This window comes from Aminipila butyrica (genome assembly GCF_010669305.1).
GTDB classification, from domain to species: domain Bacteria; phylum Bacillota; class Clostridia; order Peptostreptococcales; family Anaerovoracaceae; genus Aminipila; species Aminipila butyrica.
Genome location: NZ_CP048649.1, coordinates 662,150 through 684,445 on the forward strand (window position 1 = coordinate 662,150; position 22,296 = coordinate 684,445).

Here is a 22,296-nt window from a genome sequence, read left to right on the forward strand (position 1 = left end):
TCATGTTTAACATGGGTGGCATTTTTTCATTTCCTACAAAAAAATAAAAATAATATTAAAGCTTTTAAAGCCCGCAGCCGATATATACTATAAGGTTTTATGAATTCAGATGAAACAAAGAGGTGTGTGTTATGAAAATTACGGGAAATTATTTCAATACCCAGATTAATAAAAAGAATACTCAGGGTTCTGCTGAGGCAACGAAGCCAGTGTATAAACAGTCGGTGCAAAATAGGGATTCTATTACGATTAATGCTTCCAAGGAGCAGATTGCTGAAGCGCAGTTTGCCAACTCGCTGAAGAGTCAGATTGCTGCTGAGGTGAGAACGAGTGCCTCCGCTGAAAAGCTGGATGGCTTAGCTCAGCAGATTTCCAGAGGCGAATACGAGATTAATGCTAACGACATCGTTAAAAAGCTGCTAATGACAGAAGCAGATTTCTAGTCAGGGGCTGATTCCTAACGGAGGTCAGAGCTTAAGCCTTTCAACGAAACACCAGTTTAGATGGATAGGGATATCCCCATAGACAACGAACCAATGTGGCGAAACAGGCCGCAGATAGATACAATACACCGCCAGATGAACCCTACCGCAGGATGCGACTGACAGGAATCCAGATGGCAAGAGACGTAGGAGGAAACGCATATGAACAAGTACATGCAGATTAAAGACATCATGGACGACTACATCTCCTTGATGGATGAGCTGATTCGCTTCGAACAGGATAAGCTGAAAGCCGTAGAGAATAAAAACATTGAACATCTGAACAGCTTTTTAAAAGCGGAGCAGGTTTATCTGCTCCAACTGAGAGGACTAGACACCAAACGGGAAGCCGCTATGAAAGCCGTAGGTTTGGAAGGATTGACCTACCGACAGATTATCAACGGCATAGACCCGTCCGAGGGCAGTATTCGCAGTGAATTGGAGAGCTCTTATGAGGAGCTGTCTATTAAAACAAATCAATTCCGAGAGATTATACAGACGTTAAAGACTCATATTGATCTAAGACTTCACACCATTGAGACGTTTATGAATAAATTTGGCGGACAACCGTCAACACCTGCAGAGTTGGGCATTTATGACAAGATTGCGCAGCAACAGGAAGGCGGCAGTGCGGCTGGCCGATTCAAACCTACTAAAGCTTAGGATACGGAGGAAAACCCAATGCTACGATCTACATTTTATTCGTTTACAACAGCCCTTAGAGGGATGACCACGGCCCAAAAGCAGTTAGATGTAACAGGCCAAAATATTTCCAATGTCAGCACTACAGGCTACACGAGGCAGCGGGCTGATGTATACTCTGCTGCTGCCGCAGGTTCGGCAGACCAGTACAGTACCCGGACCTCCACCCAAGTGGGACAAGGCTCTGTGGTAGGCAGTATTTCTCAGATTAGGGACTCCTTTCTGGATGTGCGCTTTCGTAGAGAGGCAGCCAACCTAGGAGAGCAGGAGGCTAAGTTAGACACCCTGAAAGACTTATCTATGGTTTTTGACGAGATTGAAAACGGTGGTCTTATGGATAGTTTTAGCAAATTTGTTACGCAATTACAAGCCTTTGCTTCCAATGCTAACAGTTCCGAGTTTGACAGTATTGTGAGGGATGCTGCATCTACCTTAGTAAAACAGTTCAATCAGTATGCATCTCAAATCTCTATTGTGCGGGAGGAAAAGGAATACAACCTTAAGGAAGTAACTGAAAAGACGCTGAATGATTTAATGGGCAATATTGCCGAGTTGAATAAAAGTATCCGAGAGGTACAGAGCGGCGGCGGACAGGCTTTGGAGTTGAAAGACGAGCGGAACCTGCTGTTAGATCAGCTGGCAGAATACATGAAGATTGACGTAAAGTATTCACCAAAAGAGATGGCGGGCGGGATTGTCGTAGATGATGTAACCATCAGTATGGTGGGAGAAGACGGTTCTAAGCAGCCGCTGATACACAATGATAGTGCGTCTAGTTTTACCGTGAAGACGCAGGGGGATGACGGCTTGGATAAGGCGACCGTCACGATTGATAATTCCGCCATTGCGGCCAAGCAAATGGTGACCGATATCAATAACCTGTTAAAGGCGATGTCCACCGCCAACGCTGGATTGCAAAACATCAACAGCGAGTTGGCAAAATCGTATCCAAGCGATCCAGACGCTGACCCGGCAGGCTCTGCTTTAGATTACACCAGGTTGGCTGAAAAGCTGACGACCATAGCAGAATCTATCACTGGCTCAGGAGGCTATGATGAACAGATTGAGACGGCTAAAACGGCTGTTTCTGATGCTCAGACTGCCGTAAACAACGCATTGAAAGCTGATCCGAAGCCTAGCGAGGATGATATGAAAGCCCTGTACAAGACTTTAAATGATGCAGTCAGCAATAGGGCTACTTTGATAAACGCCAGAACAGCTGCCCTCAAGGAACAGGAAACTCTGGAAAAATACCAGTCTAAGTCTGCCAAGTATGCCGCCTCAGCAGTTAGCTGTGATGCAAAGATTAAGTCTGAATTAGCAGCTTACGGAATCACGGCTACTCAGATGTATACGCCGGGGGACTTCACTACCTGCTACTATACCTTTACCGATGCTGACGGCAACCCAGTGACAGATAAAAACGGTAATGCTGTCAAGTGGAATGCGGGAGCTACCTCGACCACTGTAGATCGGAGCAAGCTAGAATCCATAGGCATTTCCTTTGAAAGCACTTTTGATGCGGAAGAGTTGGCATCACCAGGAGCCTTGAAAGGTGCTTTGGAGATGCTTAACAGCGAAGGGGTATTCGACTATGAGGCCAACGAAGTTCGAGGAATCGGTTATTACGAGAAAATGCTGGACTCCTTGGCTAATCAGTTGGCAACTACTTTAAATAAACTGAACGATAACCCAAAGACCACTGGGGTGGTGGAAGATCTTTTCCAGACTTCTGATGGCGCCAGTGTTTTCACTGCTGAAAACCTGAGAATCTCTGATGGCTGGAAAAATGGTAAATATGGTATTACACCAAGTAAGACCACACAAGTAGGATCTGGAAGCAACTCCGGCCAGAGCGATAATATCCTGCTGATGATTTCTACCATTTCTACTAAAATGACCTATTCTACCGGTCCAGTGGCGAACAAGGACGTGAATGGCAATTACCTGAAGACTGCTGCTGACGGAACTACAAGTATTGGTGCCAATGGCAGGGATGGAAACGGAAATTATACTTTGGATGGGGCGTTAGTGGCGAATAAGGATATGGTCAACTATAAGTCCATAAATTTGACTAAAATTGATGATAACAATTATACAGATGGTACAAATACGTATACGAAGACAGCCGACAATGTATTTACTTACACGGACGGAACAAATACCACGGCCGTAAACAGTGACGGTATTATCTACAAAGGCGATGGAAGTACTGGTCAGTATCAGTTGGATGCCCAGACTCTTAGTCCATCTACGACCACTACTGGAGAATACGTGGGGCCAGACGGCACTACTGTAGTAGCCAACGGACAGGATGATGACGGCAACTATACTATGACCACCACCGATGCTGACGGGAAGAAGACTGTGGTTACTGTAGCCAATGCCGATGGCGTAATGTATAAGACTAACCCAGATGGCTCTATTGCAAAGGATAAGGAAGGTAAACCAATCTTAGACGCGGCGGAGAGCAAGCTGGATTATAGAAGTGAAAGTTTTCTATACAATGGTACTTTCCAGGAATATTTGGCTAATGTCAGCAATGTGGTATCTTTGGACATCAGTTCCATCAGCAATATGGCAGCTAACCATGAGACCATATTAGGAGAAATTCAGACGTCTAGAGATGCTATTTCCAGTGTTTCCCTAGATGAAGAAGGAGTCAACATCATGCAGTATCAAAAGGCTTACAATGCTTCGGCTCGGTTGATGACTGCTTTGGATGAGTGTTTGGAACGAATTATAAACCAGATGGGCAAAGCTGGACTGTAATTATAGAGAGGAATAGAGAGGTGAACATGCCATGAGAGTAACTCAGACGATGATGTCGCGCCAGTATACCACAAGAGTGAGTGGTGCGTTAAGCGACTTAAGCTATGTAAATAAACAGGTGGGCTCTGGACGAAAGTTTTTTAAGGGCTCTGAGAATCCCAGCGGAGCGGCAAAGGCTTATCAGCTGCGTCGCCAGGCAATCCAGGCCGATGATTACATGACTAACGTAACGGACGCTCAGTCGACACTGTCTACCAAAGAAAGTGCAATGACTCAGGTGAGCAAAGCCTTGGAAGATGTGTATAGCAGCTTGCTCTCCATTATGGATGGAACGAAGAATACAGCAGAAGATAAGGCTATCGTGGCTCAGCAGTTTCGCAGTGTTCAGGAGACGATTGTCAAAGATATGAATACGAAGTATGGGGATAAATTTTTGTTCGGAGGCAGCAACTTGGAGGATGTTCCTTTCGAGCTGAAAGAAAATGTACTTACCTATCGGGGCGTAGATGTCAGCGGTAACACCGATTATGTGTGGCCGGATGGGACTGCTACAGATAGCAATGCCCTTCTTTCGCAACTGGCTGGAGATACGCTGTACACGGACTTGGGCTTTGGATTGGAGTTTAAGGACGGAGAGGTAATCAGCAGCAGCGCCTACAATACGGCTACGGCGGGAATCAATGTCATCGGGTACGGTACAGACGACAATGGCTTAGCCAACAACATGGTGGTGCTCATCGGTGATATGGCGGCGATGCTGGACAGCGATTGTGAACAATCGGAATTGGGGGATTACCTAACTAAATTTAAGCAACTCAAGCAAAACGTGCTCAATGCCACTACCCAGACGGGCAGCGACAGCATGTTTCTGCAGTATACCCAGTCTAGGCTGGAAGATCTGCAGGACAACATTGCCGATAAAATCAGTGATGTGGAATACATTGATTCGGAGGAAGCCATCATGAGTTTAAACTCCGTGGATTATATGTATCAGGCCTTGTTAAAGACCGGACAGAACATTTTGTCGAACTCCTTCATCGACTTTATGTCCTAATTCATCTTTTTAAGGGCATTTATCGGTATAATAAATAGGTGTGTAATCGCGTTATGACAGGGAAGTTTTAAAGCGTGTATATTCAAGGAGGAATAATTATGCAGCAATTAATAGAAATTAAAACAGTCCCTATTTCTATTGAATATAGGGTTACGGACTGCGAATATAAGCCAGCCAAGTCCACTGTTGAAGTAGAGATGTCGACCGAAAAAGGCGGCTTGCATATGAAAAGCCGTCCCATCAAGTTAAATATTGATACCTTTGAAGCTCGGCGCAGTGTGAATCCTACGGTGAAGGATTCTATGACTAATTATGCCAATAAAGGAAAGCAGGCAGCTTATGAGGCTACTGCCAGGTATGCGGAAGAGGGGCAGATTTATATGGATGTGAAGTTTACCGATGAAGCCCTGCGCCAGATATCGGAACTGCGGCTGGGAAATAACCAGCATCAGACTCCGAACATCCGTTGGATTCCAGATCATCCGGCAGACATCTCTTGGGAGCCTGGAGACTTGAGTATTCGCTATGAGATGGATAAGCTGAACTTTGACTTTAAGCAAAACAAGCAGCCATTAGAATTTACGCCGGGAGATATTGAACTGGTTGTCACTCAGTGGCCAGACGTCATCATCAACTACATTGGCGGTCCGCTCTATGTGCCGCCAAGTGCAGATCCGAGCTACGTAGGGTCGGAGGAAAAGTAAGAGGAAGTGTACATGAAGACAAAATATTTTGGCATGGTAAAGGTTCCGGAGGAACGGATTATTACCTTCCCTTCTGGTCTCTTCGGCTTTGAGAAACAGACCCGGTATGTGCTGCTGGGGTTTGCAGAAGATCACTTGGATACGGGGGACGATTGGCTGCTCTGTTTGCAGTCAGCAGAAGACCCAGAGCTGGCCCTGATGGTTTTAAACCCTTACTACATCTGTGCGGACTATAATCCTTACCAGATGCCGGAAAAGCACTTGTCCGAGATTAAGCTAGGTCAGGAAACGAAGCATACAGTTTGTTGTATAGCGGTGATTCGGGATAAGTTTGAAGAGTCCACTGTGAACCTTAAGTGTCCAATTATTTTCAACCTAGAAAATAGGCTGGCGAAACAGTTTATTTTGGAGGATTCTGACTATTCCATGCGGCAGCCTATGGTGCCGAAGGAGGGTTAACGTATGCTGATACTTACGAGAAAGCAGGGAGAAGCTTTCCTGATAGGCGAGAATATCGAAATCTCCATTTCAGAGATTAATGGAGACCGGGTACGTATTGCCATCGAAGCGCCGAAGGAGGTTAAAATCTTGCGGAAGGAACTGAAGGATGCTGGGGATTTGAATATTGAAGCTGCAGGAACGGCCATGTTGCCTACGGCGGAGAACTTATCTAACTTTGCCAATTTAGTACGAAAACAAGCGGAAAAAAAATAAAATATTTTGGAAAAAAGCCTTATGTTTTCGGGAGATGACACGATATATAAAACATGAAGATTACAGCTGGGATTGCGTACGAATCTTAGCTGTATCTAATATAAAACATCATTATTATGAGAGCAACGGATTGCTCGAGTGAACTTTCAAGGAGGAAATAAAATGAGAATACAACATAATATAGCTGCACAGAACTCTTACAGACAGTTAAGCGGCAACAACAGTGCATTAGGAAAGAACCTGGAAAAATTATCTTCTGGATACAGAATCAACAGAGCTGGCGACGACGCTGCTGGATTGGCTATTTCCGAAAAGATGAGAGCTCAGATTACTGGTCTGCAGAAGGCTCAGGACAATGCAAACGACGGTATCTCCCTAGTGCAGACTGCTGAAGGTGCTTTAACAGAAGTACACAGCATGCTGAACAGAATGACCGAGCTGGCTACCCAGTCTGCTAACGGTACCTTTGACGAGACTACAGACAGAGCAAACCTGCAGAAGGAAGTAGATTCTCTGCTTTCCGAAGTAGATCGTATCGCAGAATCCACTAACTTTAATGGCATCAAGCTTCTGGACGGAACCATGGGCGACAAGATCTCCGCTAAGGGTGCAATTATTGGTGGTGCAACGGCAGCTACTGCAGATCTTGCTGCTACAGCTTCCAAGTTTAAGAGCGATGCTATCGGAGCGGGTACTGCTGGTGATCAGAAGCTCACGGTTACGTATACCGACAGCGATGGAACTTCCAAAAATTTGAAAGTTGACTATACTGGGTCTACTACTGATTCTGAGAATCTAAACGCAATGAAGGAAGCCCTGTCTAAGGATGAAGCCGTTTCCAAGCTATTCAATGTATCCACAGATACTGGCAAGCTGGTTCTGGAAAGCAAGGCAACTGGGGCAAAAGCAGCTACTGTTACCGGTCTGGCAACAGATGATACGGAAGCTACTGCATTAGGTGATGCAGACAATGCAACAAGCGTTGTAGGTGCTGGTGCTGGTAAGGCCTTTACTGGTGTTCTTGAGGCTGACGATAGCATCTCCATCGGCGGTAAGACCTTTAGCTTCAGAGCAAGTGGTAGTACTACGCCTGTACCGGAAGGCACTATTGGCGTAACCCTAGGTGCAGATGATGCGGAAACTACGGCTAATCTGCAGCAGGCTCTGAAAGATAATGGCATCGACAATGTTGCTGTGGCATATGATTCTACAGCTAATTCAGGTGCTGGTCAATTAGATGTAACTTCCAACGGCAAGGGCTTAACCCTGCAGATTGGTGATACAGCAGAAAGCTTCAACAAGCTGACTGTAGGTGTAGGTTCTATGAGCGCTAGCTCCTTAGGAATCGCTGACATCGATATCAGCACACAGGATGGGGCTGCAAATGCACTGGACAAGATTAAGAATGCTATCAACTCCGTATCCTCCACAAGAGGTGACTTGGGTGCTATCCAGAACAGACTGGAACATACTATCAACAACCTGGGTGTAACAGAAGAGAACATGACTTCTGCTGAATCCAGAATCCGTGACGTTGACATGGCTAAGGAAATGATGGCTTACACGAAGAACAACATCTTAGTACAGGCTTCACAGTCTATGTTGGCTCAGGCTAACCAGCTGCCTCAGGGTGTGCTGCAGTTATTACAGTAAGTGCAGATTCGCTGAACGAGTAGTGATTCACTATTTGTATAAGTCAGAACCAAAAATGGTGGGCATATTGCCCACCATTTTTGGTTCTGTTATAAGTATTTTGGTATTTAAGAAGTCCTATAATAAGGGCTTTTTTATTTAATGAAATAAGAATCTTTGTCTGGATTGATGGCATAACACTTCATTCTACATGAGATATGTATATAATTCAATAATTGTAATTATATTGAAAATATGAAATAATATTGGTAAAATATTTATTAAATAAAAGAAAGAAGGAAACAACATGAAACGACTTATAGCAATTTTTATGACAATGTGCCTAGTATTAGGGTTATCCAGTGTGGGTGTATGGGCAGCTGAGGATGCTACTTGGCAGACGAAAACACCCATGCTTACAGCAAGATATTATGCAGCTTCTTCAGCAGTAGGAAATAAAATATATATTCTTGGTGGTACTGGCATTATCGGCGCTAAAACAGGTAAGCTAGATAGTGTAGAAGTTTATGATGCACAAACGGATACTTGGACTACAGGTAAATCCATGCCTACGGCAAGGGCTGGTTTAACATCTTCAGTAGTAAGAAATAAAATATATGCTATTGGAGGTGCCAATGATTCAGGTAATCTAGCGGCCGTAGAAATCTATGATACGCAAACAGATACTTGGACTACAGGTAAATCCATGCCTACAGCAAGAGAGGGTGCAGCATCTTCAGTAGTAGGAAATAAAATATATGTCATGGGTGGTGTTAGCATTATCGGCACTAATCCAAGGATAATAGAGACCGTAGAAATTTATGATACGGAAACAGATACTTGGACTACAGGTAAATCAATGCCTACAGCAAGGTCCCTTTTAACATCTTCAGTCGTAGGAAATAAAATATATGCTATTGGGGGTGGCAATAATTCACAGAGACTGTCGACCGTAGAAATCTATGATACGCAAACAGATACTTGGACTATAGGTAAATCAATGCCTGCAGTGAGATACTGCTTAACATCTTCAGCAGTAGGAAATAAAATATATGCTATTGGAGGTCACGATCGTTTAAATCTGGTAGATCGCGTAGAAATTTATGATACGCAAACAGATATTTGGACTCCTGGTAAATCTATACCTACAGTCAGTTTTTATTTAGCTTCTGCAGTAGTTAATGGCACAATTTATGTCATGGGTGGTTATGGCGAAGGTGCAATATTAGATAGTGTATATTTACTAGATGTAAACTCTATAGGCACCACTACACTAGCTGCTTTACTTAACGAAGGTGAAACCGTTCAGCTTAGCACTTCCTACAACTTAGCCAACAACGCTAATTACACATGGTCTTCCACTAACGAAGCAGTCGCCACAGTAGACGGTAATGGAAAAGTCACGGCGGTGGCTATAGGGGAAGCAAATATCTATGCGGAAAGTGCAGATGGTATATTCAAAGAATTTATCCCTGTAAAGGTGGTAGAAAATGCTGACGAACTCAGATTAGCGGTACATCTGAAATCAGGAGAAAAGGCGCAATTATATCTAACCGATGATGCAAGTCAAGTTATATGGAGTTCCATGGATGAAAATATAGCGACAATATCGCCGGAGGGTAAGATTACTGGGGTAAAGAAAGGTTTAGCTATTGTGCAGGCTAAACTGGATGAAGAAACATATCAAATCTATGTCCGTGTAAACGGATAAATAATGAAAGAGTAGGGCGAACCAACCTCCCATCCGTTAGTTTCTTGGTCTAACTTTTGGGGGCCGGTTTACCCTACTCTTCTTTTCATTTACCTATCAATCTTCACTCCATTTGATGATGACTACATCGTGGTCGTGGAGGGGATCGGCATAGTTGGCTTCCTGGCCGTTAAGCTTCATCAGCAAGTCACCTCTTGGGTTTGATGGGTCTAAGTCCACATATTTAAGCAAATGCATGACAATCAGCGGCTCATCTGTTTCCTGAACCAGATGGATAGAATTGCCGTTTAAGGTCAACTTTATTTCAGAACGTGGACCCCCCGTTACTAGAGGTGTTTCTTCCGGCACGAGAGGCTCAGGATCTTTTTCCTGAGTTGACTGGGCGGAGGTTGTTGCAGGTAAAGCGGTCTGGAGGGCTATCCTCTGAGTTTCGGCAGGTATTTCAGTTGCATCTGGTGATGGTGCGTCTGTTTCTGCCTCGTTATCTTCTTCTTCATATCCATCGTCGGTTTCTGCCAGTAGCAGAGATACGCGAGGGGACGTGAGATCGCGGGAGTAGATTTTATTAATTTCTACAGCTAATTCGCTTAATTCGCTAGGATTTAATACATCGTTTAATGGCTGTACATCCGCCTTTGAAGCCTGTTCGGACTGTGTTTCCGCTGGAGGCGCTGTCTGGGCTTCTACTTCGGTTGTTTCCGTTGGAACAGGTGCCAGTTCGTATGGTTCCGGAACTACAATCTGATCCATATAGCTGATCTTCCGTTCATTTAACGTATCTCCCTGATGAATGTCAACGGGGATATCATTAATGAGTACATAGCGGATGGAAGAGAGCAAGAACTCCGATAAGGCTTCCCCTAGGGACAGCACTGGAGTTTTGCCATTTTGAGCCGGAATCGCGGTGATTTCATCTCCTTGGCGGATTTCTGTTTCCACTGTGGCAGGAGCACCATTTACCAGTAGTTCTCCAGGTATTCCAGGAATACTTTTGGCGATTCTTCGTTTACCATTTAAAGTATAGCTCAGGTGTGGTGGTGTCAGACTGATGAGCCCCGCAGGCTTGACCCCGGAAAAGAGCAGGGCATCAATGACCTTGATACTCTGCTGATTAAACATCATAATCCGTTTGCCGTTAACTGTAATCGTAAAGAAGTCGCAGCCTCTATAGAGAGAGGAGACGATACCAATGCCAATTGGCGTGACGAAAGTCGGATTGTACAGGCTGTCGCTGAATAAGGTCAAGTTGGTATCGGTGTTCACTACTCCTATAGCTACCCGATTTTCTATCATGCCCAGCTTTTCTGCCATAAGCTGGCAGAGACCGCGAATCTGGCTGCCCCCGCCGACTAGAAAGACGGCAGCAGGGGCGGTTCCATTAATCAATAGAATTCGCTGGCTGATGGCTTCGGCCAGGGTGTGGATAGCATCCTGAACGGCTGCAAAGGCCTCATCTGGTGTCAGCTCTATGGAGTTCCCTAAGATATCTTTGAAAGAGATGCTCTCTTCACCGTTCAACATCAGTTTTATGCGCTCAGCAGTGGCAAAATTGGTTAGATAATGCCGCATGAGCGCTTCGGTAATTTCATCGCCGGCGGTGGTCACCATATCGTAAGCCACTACGCTGCCATCCTTAGAAATGGCAATATCGGAGGTTCCACCGCCGATATCTACCAAGGCGATATTGAGGAAACGCACATCGTCAGGAACAACAGCGTGAATGGCTGCAATTGGTTCCAGAGTTAGATTGTCCACCTCCAGGCCGCATTGAGCTGTCACCGCATAGAGGCTGATCAGCACGCTGGAAGGCAGAAAGGCGGCGATAATATTCACTGTGGCTTTAGAGCCTTTTTGGCCTTCTAAATTCTTTATCTTATAATCATCCAGCAGGTAATCTTTAACGCTGTAGCCTACGCAATAATAGTTGCTCAGGGAGCCTTCCTGCTCGGGTGTATCCGCCAAAAAAGATTCCTGAGCCTGCTGAATGGCGGAATATTCTATGTGTTGAAGTATTTTTGGTGTAATAGGCTCATTGGAAATTAAATCCAATGAAAAAGAAGCAGCCGCTGTACGCAATGCACGGCCCGCAGCTGCAATAGAAACTTTCGTAAATATTTGACCGGTGCGCTGTTCTAGCTTGGCTTTTACTCTGCTAGCTACTTGCGCCACCATATCGATGTCTTCAATTTGACCGTCGCGCATGGCTCGTTTTTCATGGAATTCTTGTTCATAATCCAAGATATTGAAATTGCCATCCTGGAGAGAGCCGACAACCCCTACTACAGAGCGGGTGCCGATATCCAGCGCAAAAATAATCTTTTTATCGTCCATATAGAAATTAAACTCCTTTGCTATCCCAAGGTGTTGAGGTGTCTCATCAGAATGGTGGGGATTTCCTTATTAGTTGCTTGAATTTGTACGGCCCCAATCTTTTGGGCGACCATAGGCATCCCGTAAACCACGCAGGATTCCGGGCTCTCGCCGATCGTGTAAGCCCCCTTTTTTCGCATTTCCAATAGCCCGGCAGCTCCATCCTTACCCATACCTGTTAGGATGATGCCTACATTGTGCAGGGAAGATTCGTTGGCCACAGATTCAAAGAGCACGTCCACGGACGGACAGTGACCGCTGACCTTGTCGGTACCTTGGCAGCGCAATTTGTATAAGCTGCCCATCTTCACCAACCGCATCTGCCGATCTCCCGGAGCGATATACACCTGACCAGGCTTGAGTACATCGTTGTCTTCTGCCTCCTTGACACCCATGGCACACAGTTTATCTAATCTTTCAGCATACAGTCGGGTAAAGACAATCGGCATATGCTGAACAATGAGGATTGGCGGGATTTTAGCCGGCAGACGCTTAAGAACCTCGTAAGTAGCTTCTGTGCCTCCAGTGGAAGCCCCTAAAGCAATGATAGTGGAATTGCAGACTTTATCAGAGCAGTCCTTTAAGGTAGTGCCCAGTATGCTGGCCACAGAAGCGGAAGCTGAAGCTGCTGTTTTGATGCTGTCCACAGTACTGGTTTTGATTCCGGCACTGCTGGGTGGGATGGATACGGCAGCTCGCTGCACCGATTCCAGCGGTTTGACAGGGGGATGCTTGGAAACCCTGGCGATGGAGGCAATCTGGATCTTGTTAATTAAATCCCCGATAAAAGCTTCCGGGGAAATAGTCCGATGAGAATCCGGCTTACGGACGAAATCTACCGCACCGGCTTGCAGCGCATCAAACACACTGATATTGGCTGAACTAACCAGAATAATAGGCATCGGTGCAGTAGACATCAGCTTTTTCGTCAGCTCAATACCCGTCATTTTAGGCATTTCCACATCTAATACCAACACGTCTGGCTGGAGTTGGGCAATCTTATCCTGTGCATCATAAGCATCGACACTTATTCCTACCACTTCTATGCCTGCTTTACCGGACATGGAGGTGGAAATTAAGGTTCGGTATACCGCAGAGTCGTCAACTATCAACACACGTATCTTTTTATTCTGATCCATAAGACTACCTCCTTAAAGCGGTTTTCGGTAGGTCGCAGGCATGATGTAAGTAAAGTTGGATTCTTCCCTGTCTACCGTTTCCGAATGCCCAATCATTAAATAACCGCCCGGATTGAGTGCATCATAATATCTCTGTATTAAAGCAGCCTTGGTCGGCTTATCAAAATAAATCATTACATTCCGGCAGAAAATCACATCAAACTTATTTTTAAAACAGATCGGGTCCATCAGATTAAAGGTTCGAAAAATCACATTTTTTCGCAATTCATCGGTCACTTGATAGCCGTTTTCTTTTTTAGCAAAATAGGCCTGCTTCCAAGGAGTTGGAAGGGCCTTCAGGGAATCTTCGTTATAAAATCCTTTGGCTGCCTTGCCCAGGGCATTTTGTGAAATGTCCGTGGCTAAAAGACGCGTATCCCACTTGACTGGCTTTGACTTAAAGTATTCCTTCATGATGATGGAAAGCGTATAAGGTTCTTCGCCAGAAGAACAACCTGCACTCCAAATGCTGAGGCTGTGGTTCTTGTTCGTCTCCTCAATATAAGGCAGAATCACTTCGTTAAAAAACGAAAAATGCTTTTCCTCTCGCATAAAGAAGGTATGATTGGTGGTCAGCTTGTTAAGCATGATTTCAATATCGGCATTGTTTTTAGTCGTCGTGATGTAGTCCACATATTCCGCAAAGGAGCTGTAACCCTTGGAGGAAAGGTAGTTGGACAACCTTCCCTCGATTAACACCTTTTTAGCCTTTAAGTTAATTCCATAATTTTTAATAATGAAATCCGTCAAGCGGACAAAGTCATTTTGTGAAATTGAAAGCATAAATGGGACTCCTTCTGAGTAAATTCACATTTAAGCTACTTTTGTAAGAGAGGACAGGTCGAAGATCAAATGTATCATCTCTTCGATTTCCACGATGCCCGTAATCAGATCGTGTTTGTTGTTGGACGGAGGTGGAGCAACTGCTGATTTCTCCACGTCTGCCACCAGGAAGACCTCGTCTACTAAGATACCCAATGTGGTTGAGTTAACCTCCAGGATAATGATGCAGGACTTGTTGCTGGAGGTGTCTACAGCCTGGTTGTTGCCAAGCTTCAAACGCATATCTAAAACAGGAATAATCTGTCCCCGGACATTGGTTACGCCCTTAATAAAATCTGGAAGCATTGGGAACTGAGTGATAGAGAAGACATTGATGATTTCCGTCACATAATCCGTATTGATGGCAAAGGACTTGTCTCCTACAGTAAAGGTCAAGAGCTTCAACATGCTGTTGTCCGTCTTATCTTCCAGAATGTAATCGTTTACATCAGTCTCTTCGCCATTTTCCTTTTGAACATTCTTTCGATCTTCCAATTGCCCTGTGGCAAAGTTAAAGATATTTGGCACATCTAAAATGATACTGATATTACCATCGCCTAAGATAGTACAACCGGTAATGCCGAAGTTGCGCAGGCTGTAAGCGCCGAAGTACAGAGGAAGCGGTTTGACTACTACCTGGTGCTGTCCGATGAGCTCATCAACCATCAGGCAGTATGAGGAGCCAGCAAATTCCACCCACATGATGATTCCGTCTTCGATGTCTTGAATCCCGCCGTCAATCTTGTATAGGTTATTCAACCGAACCAGGGTAATAAATTCATCCCCTCGCTGAATCATCTCGCCTCTGGCGGCATCGTAGACAATATCTTCTTTTGTAGCCTTAAAAGACTGGCGGATATTGGCGATTGGAATGGTGAACTGGTAGCCGCTGACACGGCACTCCATACCGTCGATGATGGCTAAAGTCAATGGAATCTTAAAAGTGGTCACCGTGCCTTCTCCTACTTCCGAGGATATGTATACATTGCCGCCTACCTTTTCAATATTTTTCGTTACTACATCCATGCCTACGCCTCTGCCGGAGAATTCTGTCACCAATTCCTTGGTAGAGAAGCCTGGCAGCAATGTCAGCTGAAGGATTTCTTTCTTAGTATATTCACTTTCCGGCTTAGTCAGCAGGCCTTTTTCTTTGGCGGAAGCCAAAATTTTGTCAGGGTCCATGCCTCGGCCGTCATCCGAAATGGTGATAATCACTTCGCTGCCGGTGTGCTCTGCTTTTAAGGTGATGGTGCCTTTTTCTGGTTTGCCGAGAGCAATACGATCCTTGACATCCGGCTCGATACCGTGGTCCATGGAATTTCGTACAATATGCATCAATGGATCCTGAATGCTGTCTACAATGGTTTTATCAATTTCTGTATCATTTCCTACGGTTACCAGCTGTACGTCCTTGCCCAGCGTATGACTCATATCCCGGACGATTCGGTGCATCTTTTGGAATACGCCGGCAACGGGCACCATCCGCACAGACATGACGATGTCCTGGAGCTCGGTGGTGAGCTTTCTTAGCTGTCTGGCATCCTTGGTGAAGTTGTCCAGCTTCAAATCTTTTAAATCAGAGGAAGAGGTTACCATGGATTGGGTAATAACCAATTCGCCTACCAGAGCCATAAGGGAGTCCAACTTGGACAGATTGACGTTAATCAAGTTGGTTTTATTGTTGCTATTCGTATTGGTGGTCGGCTGTTTTGCAGAATCGACTTTCTCGTCCTTCCCTTTCTTTGCATCCTTCGTTTCATTGCTGTTCTCGGATACAGTTGGGGTGAGCACTTTCTCTTCCATAAGTTGAGCCTCCTTTGTTTCCACAGGAATGACAGCATCGTTTAGAGAAGCTTTGTTGTCGGTAACTAAAAGCTCATAATTATCTACATATATGTCCTGCTTGATAATCTCTAGGCCATTGACAAAATCTTGGTCACAGCCAAACGTAATCAGCAGTCCGTTTTCAATCAGTTCCTGGGTGATTTCAGTGGTAGCTTCGATACCAGAAGGCGTGGTGACGATTTCATCGACGCAGACTTCGGCGATGTTTTTCAGCAACATCAGAGCGCGAAGACTTTCCATGCCGCTGCCTTGATCAAAGTATAGTTTGACAGACAGGTCTAGATTGACATGAGCCTTGTCGGAGGCGGCAGCAATCTGGTCTGTTGGGGCAGCTGCTGTGGTTTTAGCTTGGGCTGCAACCGGCTGATCTTCGGCTTGTCCTTTCATAACGGCCAGCAAGTGCTCGATTTCACCAACGATGTCATCGGCGCTTTCGTCTGTTTGCTGACCCCCTTCAATAAGAGAGATCTGAGCTTTTAAAAAGTCACTGGACTTAAACATCAGATTAAATAACCGTTGGCTGTATTGCTCTTCTACTGCACCGTTTTCACGTATGACAAAAAACATATCTTCTATTCTGTGAGCAACAGTCATTAAAGAATTGAACTGCATCATGGCAGAGGAACCCTTGATTGTGTGCATGATTCTAAAAATTTCATTAATCTGGTCTGCTGAAAAACAATCGGCGTTTTCCGCATCCATTAGCAGTTCATCCAACTGCTCCAAAAGAGTATTTGTTTCAAACAAATACATGTCTAACATATTGTCTAAACCATTATCCATAACATGAACACCACCTTCAATAGATGCTAAATTTGCATAAACTTATATACTTTATATATTAACACAGTATTTTTAAATTAGAAACAGAAATTTGTCAAAATATGAAAGAAAAAAAGGCGTACATTAAGGCATTTGTAAGTATTTTGGGTATAAAGAGATAAGGTTTTAGGTGACGGAGCACTTCTCATGAGAACCAGTTAAAATAAAGGAGGGATTGATTGAAAAAACACCATTAAAAATATTTTTGGTCCAAGGGGAATTTTTTCTAATAAATATTAAGAAAAAGCCTTTTCTGTCGAAATATAAAACAGCGATATTACTATATACTGAAAGGGGCGCAAGATATGAAAAGAATTTTGACGATATGGCTGTGCGGCGTGCTTGTATGCATCGGTGCGTACTTCACCACGGGCGAAAGCTACGCGGCCCACTGGGCAGACCAATATCTGAACAATTTAGTCTCACAGCAGGTCATGCGTGGAGATGAAAATGGCAACTTGTATCCAAATGACTCTATCACCAGAGCGGAATTCGTGGCTATGGTAAACCGGGCGTTTGGATATAGTCAGAGAGGAAGCATGCCATTTAATGACGTAGCCCAGGAGGCCTGGTACTATGATGACATCAGTGTAGCTAAGAAGCAGGGCTACTTTACAGGCATTTACCCAGATACGGCGGGACCGGACACCCCTTTAAAGAGGGAAGAAGCCGTAACTCTGCTCTGCCGCGCCCTGAAAATAGAGGGGGTTCCCTTTGATTCTCTTCAGTTTGCGGACAGCAGAAATTTCAGCAGCTGGAGTAAGGATTACATCAATGCTGCCGTGGGAAAGCGGTTTTTGACGGGTTATCCGGACAACACCTTTAAACCAGCAGACTATATGACCAGGGGAGAAATGGCCAAGGTTTTGTCTGAAGTGGCAGGTGAAATTGTCAAAGAAAAAGGTGCCAATTATATCGGCTACGCCAACGGAAACGTCTCCGTGGTAGAGACGGGCGCTAATTTGAGGAATACTATTGTTCCTGGGGATTTATACATAACAGCTGGTATGGGCACGGGTTTCACAGAACTGGAAAACCTGACCGTAGGTGGTGACCTAATTATCAGCGGGACGGGAAATGCCCAGAGCGGGCAGGTCAGCGTTGTTTTGGTTGACTGCGATATCAATCATCTGGTTATTGATTCCAGTGATTCGAAGGTCCCTATGAGCGTTCGGGCGGAGGGCGGCAGCGTCATTCACACGACTACGGTGAAAAGTAGTGCTTATCTGGAAGAGGATGGTTCCAGCACGGCCTTTGAAGATGTAGTGCTCAATGGACCTAGCGGCACCACATTGAATCTGTCAGGAGATTTTGAAAATGTGATGGTAAAGGCTCCAGACAACAAGATTAGTGTAGATAAGGGCTCGGTAGATTCTTTGACAGTGGATGAGGATGCGGTTAAAGGATCGGTGTTCATTCAGAAGAATGCTATCGTCAATTCCCTATTTTGCGATACAGCTACGACGGTGACAGGCACTGGCGAGATTGATGAAGTGTCTATCTCAGCTAATGGAACCAATATTTCCATGCTGCCGGAGCACATCTATATCCGCCCTGGTGTAACTGCTGTCATCAACGGACAGACTATGACCAGCGTGGATGCGGAAGCCAGCAATGCCAGTCCGGAATTCATGGACGATTACCCAAAATATGAGGAATTGAAAGCCACCAGTGTTAAGCTGCTGGCGAAGACAAATAAGCCCGGCAAGGTATATTGGGCTGTCAAGAACACCGATTTGATTCAGTCAGGTATGTCTGAAGAGGATGTTATGACTCCAGATTCCCGTTATGTAGTGAAGTCTGGAAATGTCAGCGTGGTGGGCGAAAAAGAAGTGACTATCAACGTGACAGGCCTGATTAGCGGTGTTCATTACGAATATTACATGGTCTTTGAGGACTTTAAAGAAGACACGACCAATGTAGAAGACGAACCCTTTACCACGGTAGACGTGGTTGCACCGACATTTTTAAATGGTACACCGAAGGTTCAGACTGCATCAAAGGACAAGTTTGCTATGGTGGTTATGCCTTCTAAGAATGTAAAACTTCATTGGGCTGTGCTGCCGAGCAAGTCGGTTCCGCCTACGGCAGAATCCTTGGCGGAGATGAAAGTCTCTGGCGCCTTGGGTCTAGGGACGGAATATGGACTGGGAATGAATGACCAGAAGGAAGTCATTGTGCAAGGTACGGGCGAAAAGGTTTTAGATGAAAGCGTTACCTACGATATATATATGGTTTTAGAGGATGAAAGCGAGAACTTGTCTCGGCTGGCTAAAGTAACGGCTGCCACCTCAGACGAGACGCCTCCGGCCTTTATGAGTGGTTATCCGTGGAATGCGCCAAGTTCGGCTACGGCCTTGAACATTCGTCATATGTCCACGGAGGCAGGTACGTTGTATTGGGCAGCCTATACTTTTGATTCGCCATTCCCACCGGTAGATGACTACGAGTCCATCACGGACGGAGCGATTCAAAAAGAACTGAAAATACGGGCTATCACGACCGGACAGAAAGCAGAGAAGAGCGGCAAAGTAACTGTAGCAGAAAAGACCGATGCCAACTTGAGTATTTCCGGGTTGGGCAAGGAAACCCCATATGATGTATATTTTGTGCTCATGGATAAGGCCGGAAATTACTCAGAGCCTGCGGCATTGCTGGGACTGAAAACCCTAGATAAAACGGCGCCAGTAGGCACTATGGAGTTTGATAAGGTGCTGGAAGGAAATCCAATGGTCAGCTCCAATATCAGCGTGGCTTTTAACGAGATTGTTTATTACGATGGCACGGAAAAAGATATTCGTTTAACTCAGGTTCCGGCAGAACAGAAAGCCACGATTTTGGCAAGTATGTTCTCGGTTCACGATCTTCTGTCAGTTTCTAAGCCGGATTATATTACTGGTATTGATTATACAAAAGTGCAGGTAGGTGAGAAAAATGGCAAGACTGTGGTCACCTTCCCTCCGGAAGCTTTTGGCGGTGGCGCCGGATTGAACAGCGGCGGACATTATCAATTTGAACTGAATAACGTGGTGGATTCTGATGGAAACGCCATGAGTCAGGCTACGTTGCTGTCAGCCTTTAAGGTGGTGGCCCCTCAGGTCTACATGACCAGATACAATGGCACGGAGATTTTAAAAGACAATGAAATTGGCTTTAGCTTAAAGAAAGCTGATGGCATCAATAGTGACAAACGTTTTGATGTAATTATTCAAGCGGATCAGACCATCACATTTGATTTGTATATTGACAACGGCGGTACGCCATCCGCTGTACCATATGCTTCTGGTCTGCGATTAGAAGCAGGTCAGGCTAGAAGCATAGCAGCTATGCAGCCAACGTGGGGCTATGAACAATTCATGAATGTAAGCAACAAGAATTATCGGTTAAATATTACCAGCTTTAAAGGGATGGAGGCTGGCAGGCTGACCTCTTGGAATGGTACGTTGAATATTTCTGCTATGGCGGTCATTGGAGAACCTCACAATCTAACCAACTTGGGTACGGACATCCTGAACAAGAGTAACCCGTTGGATATTGTCAAGAAAAACGCAGACACACTCATTGTCAGCAATCCGGAAGTATTTACAGTAAAACGGGTTTATGCAGATACGGCTCAGCCGAAACTCATAGGTGATATTCAGTATGATGTTTATGACACGGCGGTGAATATTGTCACCATGACGGACAAAGCTGCAAAGATGTACTACGTTATCGTACCGACAGCCACGGTCAATGGTAAGGTGCCGCCGACGGTAGATCAAGTCCTTAACGGATTGCCATCTTACATCAACAGCAAGTCTGGCACGATCAACATGGCTGACGGACAGATTCAGTATGAAAAGCTGGTAGATGGGCTTATACCGAACACTGGATATAAATTTTTCTACGTGCTGAAGGGTATTTTCTCTGATAACCTGGAGGTTGTTAATGCCCAGTTCACTTCACCGGGCTATATCTATGCAGATGACTTCAAGACTTCCCCTGAGATTACCCCGGAACTCACAGAAGGGCCATATCCGACAGGGATTTCCACAGAGAAGACGGCAGAGATGGGCGGAGTGGCTAACACAGCTGTAAAGGTATACTGGGTTATGTACACAGGTGGTACCTATACAGATAAGGATGGAAAGACCGCTCTAACACCAGAGCAGGTAATCCGACTGAGCAATTCCGATGGTACAGTAGTAGATTCTGGAAATTTTTCAGCGATGAAGGCTACACCATTTACCTTTATTGCCAAGAATATGGAAGCGACGAAGACTTATGACGTCTTTGTAGCCCTTCAGAGTGAATATTCGGGGATGATATCTGATAAGGTATATGTATATAAGAATGTGCGGTCTAAGGATACCGTGCCACCGTATATCTTTGAAAATCCGAAGACTACCATTATCAAAGTAAAATCAGAGACGGATCCTAGCAGCGGCGTTAAGGTCAACACCTTTGCCGGCACCATAACGGTTCGATTCAGTGAACCATTGTACTTCAAGAATGCTTTGGCTGGTGATGTCATGGAGCCGCTGACGGCAGAACGGCTGGTAAACGGACGGCAGCCGCTGCCGACCGCAGATGGAGGCTTGTTTATGTATGACAGGACCAACATGGCTGTGCTGGCTGACATCTATTCCACCGAAGACGGCGATGTGTCGGGCAAGAAGCCGATTACTGCTATCAGTTTTGAGTTCAGCGGAGTGCAGGATGGCAGTACTATCGCCATTAATGCTGAAATTTATGATAGAGGTGGCTGGCGTGCAGGACAGTTCGTTATGGAATTTGTAGAAAATACGACGGTGGAGAAGGGCGAAACCGTACCAGATCTAAAGAAGTCTTATTTTGTACCAAGGTTCGTACAATAAAGAATAAAATAAAAGTTACCTTAAGGGACCCCATCACGGAAAGTTTTTTCGAGATGGGGTCCTTTGCATTTCGGAGGCCTTTGCTTTTTTTGTCAAATATTATTGTTAAAGCTTGAAAAAAAATGTATAATGAAGAAAACTATTAGTAGAAGATATACGAATGTAAAAAGCTTGAAAATATAGAAATATATTCGCGGAAAGGAAAGTGATATGAGCTGGATTGATAACAACAATATTTTACTATCCCAGAAGAGCTTAGATTACCTATGGGAGAAACAGCGGATTATCTCAGAGAACATCGCTAACAATGATACTCCGGGCTACAAGGCCAAGATGATTTCCTTTGAGGATGAGTTAAACAGCAATTTGAACACTTTTGCAAATCGCCTCAATCCCAAGCGGGAAGATATCCGTCAGGCTATCTTGGAATCCAAGATGAGAGTCGATGTCAGCTCAGAAGAGAGCAGCCGGCTGGATGGTAATAACGTCAACGTGGACGTAGAAGAGATTGAACTGGCCAGAGCAGAGCTTCAGTATCAGTATCAAATATACCAGATTAATGACCAGTTCAGCAGAATCAGATCAGCCATCGGCAAATAATCGAAGGCTGATATCTTTTCATATGGGAAACC

Annotated in this window: 15 protein-coding genes; 11 read left to right on the forward strand and 4 right to left on the reverse strand. The window is 44.9% G+C overall.

The features are described from left to right. Positions 1-131 precede the first annotated feature (131 nt). The 9 genes from Ami103574_RS03225 to Ami103574_RS03265 all read left to right on the forward strand — a co-directional run bounded on the left by Ami103574_RS03225 (position 132) and on the right by Ami103574_RS03265 (position 9,771). The gene (locus Ami103574_RS03225) at positions 132-443 is read left to right on the forward strand and encodes a hypothetical protein (RefSeq protein ID WP_163065256.1); all 312 of its coding nucleotides are present in this window, start codon (positions 132-134) and stop codon (positions 441-443) included. 201 nt (positions 444-644) lie between these two features. Further along, complete coding sequence (gene flgN, locus Ami103574_RS03230; RefSeq protein ID WP_163065257.1) at positions 645-1,145, forward strand: flagellar export chaperone FlgN; 501 nt, start codon at positions 645-647, stop codon at positions 1,143-1,145. Between the two features lie 18 nt (positions 1,146-1,163). Next, a complete protein-coding gene (locus Ami103574_RS03235; protein WP_163067905.1) occupies positions 1,164-3,956 on the forward strand; it encodes a FlgK family flagellar hook-associated protein in 2,793 nt (930 codons plus the stop codon). 31 nt (positions 3,957-3,987) lie between these two features. Then, positions 3,988-5,010, forward strand: coding sequence for a flagellin N-terminal helical domain-containing protein (locus tag Ami103574_RS03240; RefSeq protein ID WP_163065258.1), 1,023 nt, complete (start codon positions 3,988-3,990; stop codon positions 5,008-5,010). 98 nt (positions 5,011-5,108) lie between these two features. Continuing rightward, a complete protein-coding gene (locus tag Ami103574_RS03245; RefSeq protein WP_163065259.1) occupies positions 5,109-5,714 on the forward strand; it encodes a DUF6470 family protein in 606 nt (201 codons plus the stop codon). 12 nt (positions 5,715-5,726) lie between these two features. Beyond that, positions 5,727-6,173, forward strand: coding sequence for a flagellar assembly protein FliW (gene fliW / locus Ami103574_RS03250; RefSeq protein WP_163065260.1), 447 nt, complete (start codon positions 5,727-5,729; stop codon positions 6,171-6,173). A 3-nt stretch (positions 6,174-6,176) separates the two neighbouring features. Next, positions 6,177-6,428: a carbon storage regulator gene (locus Ami103574_RS03255; protein WP_163065261.1), complete on the forward strand. Its 252-nt coding sequence runs from the start codon at positions 6,177-6,179 to the stop codon at positions 6,426-6,428. Positions 6,429-6,590: 162 nt separating this feature from the next. Continuing rightward, positions 6,591-8,081 carry a flagellin N-terminal helical domain-containing protein gene (locus Ami103574_RS03260; protein ID WP_163065262.1) on the forward strand — a complete coding sequence of 497 codons (1,491 nt, stop codon included), beginning with the start codon at positions 6,591-6,593 and terminating at the stop codon, positions 8,079-8,081. Positions 8,082-8,367: 286 nt separating this feature from the next. Further along, positions 8,368-9,771, forward strand: coding sequence for a Kelch repeat-containing protein (locus Ami103574_RS03265; RefSeq protein WP_163065263.1), 1,404 nt, complete (start codon positions 8,368-8,370; stop codon positions 9,769-9,771). Between the two features lie 96 nt (positions 9,772-9,867). On the opposite strand, the gene Ami103574_RS03270 is transcribed toward Ami103574_RS03265, so the two are convergent. The 4 genes from Ami103574_RS03270 to Ami103574_RS03285 are packed head-to-tail and all read right to left on the reverse strand — an operon-like array spanning position 9,868 to position 16,769. Then, positions 9,868-12,102 carry a cell division protein FtsA gene (locus Ami103574_RS03270; protein ID WP_163065264.1) on the reverse strand — a complete coding sequence of 745 codons (2,235 nt, stop codon included), beginning with the start codon at positions 12,100-12,102 and terminating at the stop codon, positions 9,868-9,870. Between the two features lie 20 nt (positions 12,103-12,122). Next, a complete protein-coding gene (locus Ami103574_RS03275; RefSeq protein ID WP_163065265.1) occupies positions 12,123-13,280 on the reverse strand; it encodes a protein-glutamate methylesterase/protein-glutamine glutaminase in 1,158 nt (385 codons plus the stop codon). 12 nt (positions 13,281-13,292) lie between these two features. Then, complete coding sequence (locus tag Ami103574_RS03280; RefSeq protein ID WP_163065266.1) at positions 13,293-14,102, reverse strand: CheR family methyltransferase; 810 nt, start codon at positions 14,100-14,102, stop codon at positions 13,293-13,295. Positions 14,103-14,132: 30 nt separating this feature from the next. Next, on the reverse strand, positions 14,133-16,769 hold the full coding sequence (locus tag Ami103574_RS03285) for a chemotaxis protein CheW (RefSeq protein ID WP_163065267.1): 2,637 nt from the start codon (positions 16,767-16,769) through the stop codon (positions 14,133-14,135). Between the two features lie 344 nt (positions 16,770-17,113). On the opposite strand from Ami103574_RS03285, the gene Ami103574_RS03290 reads away from it, so the two are divergent. Together Ami103574_RS03290 and flgB are read left to right on the forward strand one after the other, a co-directional pair. Beyond that, entirely contained in the window at positions 17,114-21,664 is a 4,551-nt protein-coding gene (locus Ami103574_RS03290; protein ID WP_163065268.1) for an S-layer homology domain-containing protein, read from the forward strand. Between the two features lie 210 nt (positions 21,665-21,874). Next, positions 21,875-22,264: a flagellar basal body rod protein FlgB gene (gene flgB / locus Ami103574_RS03295; protein WP_246213186.1), complete on the forward strand. Its 390-nt coding sequence runs from the start codon at positions 21,875-21,877 to the stop codon at positions 22,262-22,264. The last annotated feature ends 32 nt before the right edge of the window (positions 22,265-22,296 follow it).

Coding starts and splice junctions, on each gene's coding strand:
- Ami103574_RS03225 (WP_163065256.1), top strand. CDS start 132: ATGAAAATTACGGGAAATTATTTCAATACCCAGATTAATAAAAAGAAT.
- flgN (WP_163065257.1), top strand. CDS start 645: ATGAACAAGTACATGCAGATTAAAGACATCATGGACGACTACATCTCC.
- Ami103574_RS03235 (WP_163067905.1), top strand. CDS start 1,164: ATGCTACGATCTACATTTTATTCGTTTACAACAGCCCTTAGAGGGATG.
- Ami103574_RS03240 (WP_163065258.1), top strand. CDS start 3,988: ATGAGAGTAACTCAGACGATGATGTCGCGCCAGTATACCACAAGAGTG.
- Ami103574_RS03245 (WP_163065259.1), top strand. CDS start 5,109: ATGCAGCAATTAATAGAAATTAAAACAGTCCCTATTTCTATTGAATAT.
- fliW (WP_163065260.1), top strand. CDS start 5,727: ATGAAGACAAAATATTTTGGCATGGTAAAGGTTCCGGAGGAACGGATT.
- Ami103574_RS03255 (WP_163065261.1), top strand. CDS start 6,177: ATGCTGATACTTACGAGAAAGCAGGGAGAAGCTTTCCTGATAGGCGAG.
- Ami103574_RS03260 (WP_163065262.1), top strand. CDS start 6,591: ATGAGAATACAACATAATATAGCTGCACAGAACTCTTACAGACAGTTA.
- Ami103574_RS03265 (WP_163065263.1), top strand. CDS start 8,368: ATGAAACGACTTATAGCAATTTTTATGACAATGTGCCTAGTATTAGGG.
- Ami103574_RS03270 (WP_163065264.1), bottom strand. CDS start 12,102: ATGGACGATAAAAAGATTATTTTTGCGCTGGATATCGGCACCCGCTCT.
- Ami103574_RS03275 (WP_163065265.1), bottom strand. CDS start 13,280: ATGGATCAGAATAAAAAGATACGTGTGTTGATAGTTGACGACTCTGCG.
- Ami103574_RS03280 (WP_163065266.1), bottom strand. CDS start 14,102: ATGCTTTCAATTTCACAAAATGACTTTGTCCGCTTGACGGATTTCATT.
- Ami103574_RS03285 (WP_163065267.1), bottom strand. CDS start 16,769: ATGGATAATGGTTTAGACAATATGTTAGACATGTATTTGTTTGAAACA.
- Ami103574_RS03290 (WP_163065268.1), top strand. CDS start 17,114: ATGAAAAGAATTTTGACGATATGGCTGTGCGGCGTGCTTGTATGCATC.
- flgB (WP_246213186.1), top strand. CDS start 21,875: ATGAGCTGGATTGATAACAACAATATTTTACTATCCCAGAAGAGCTTA.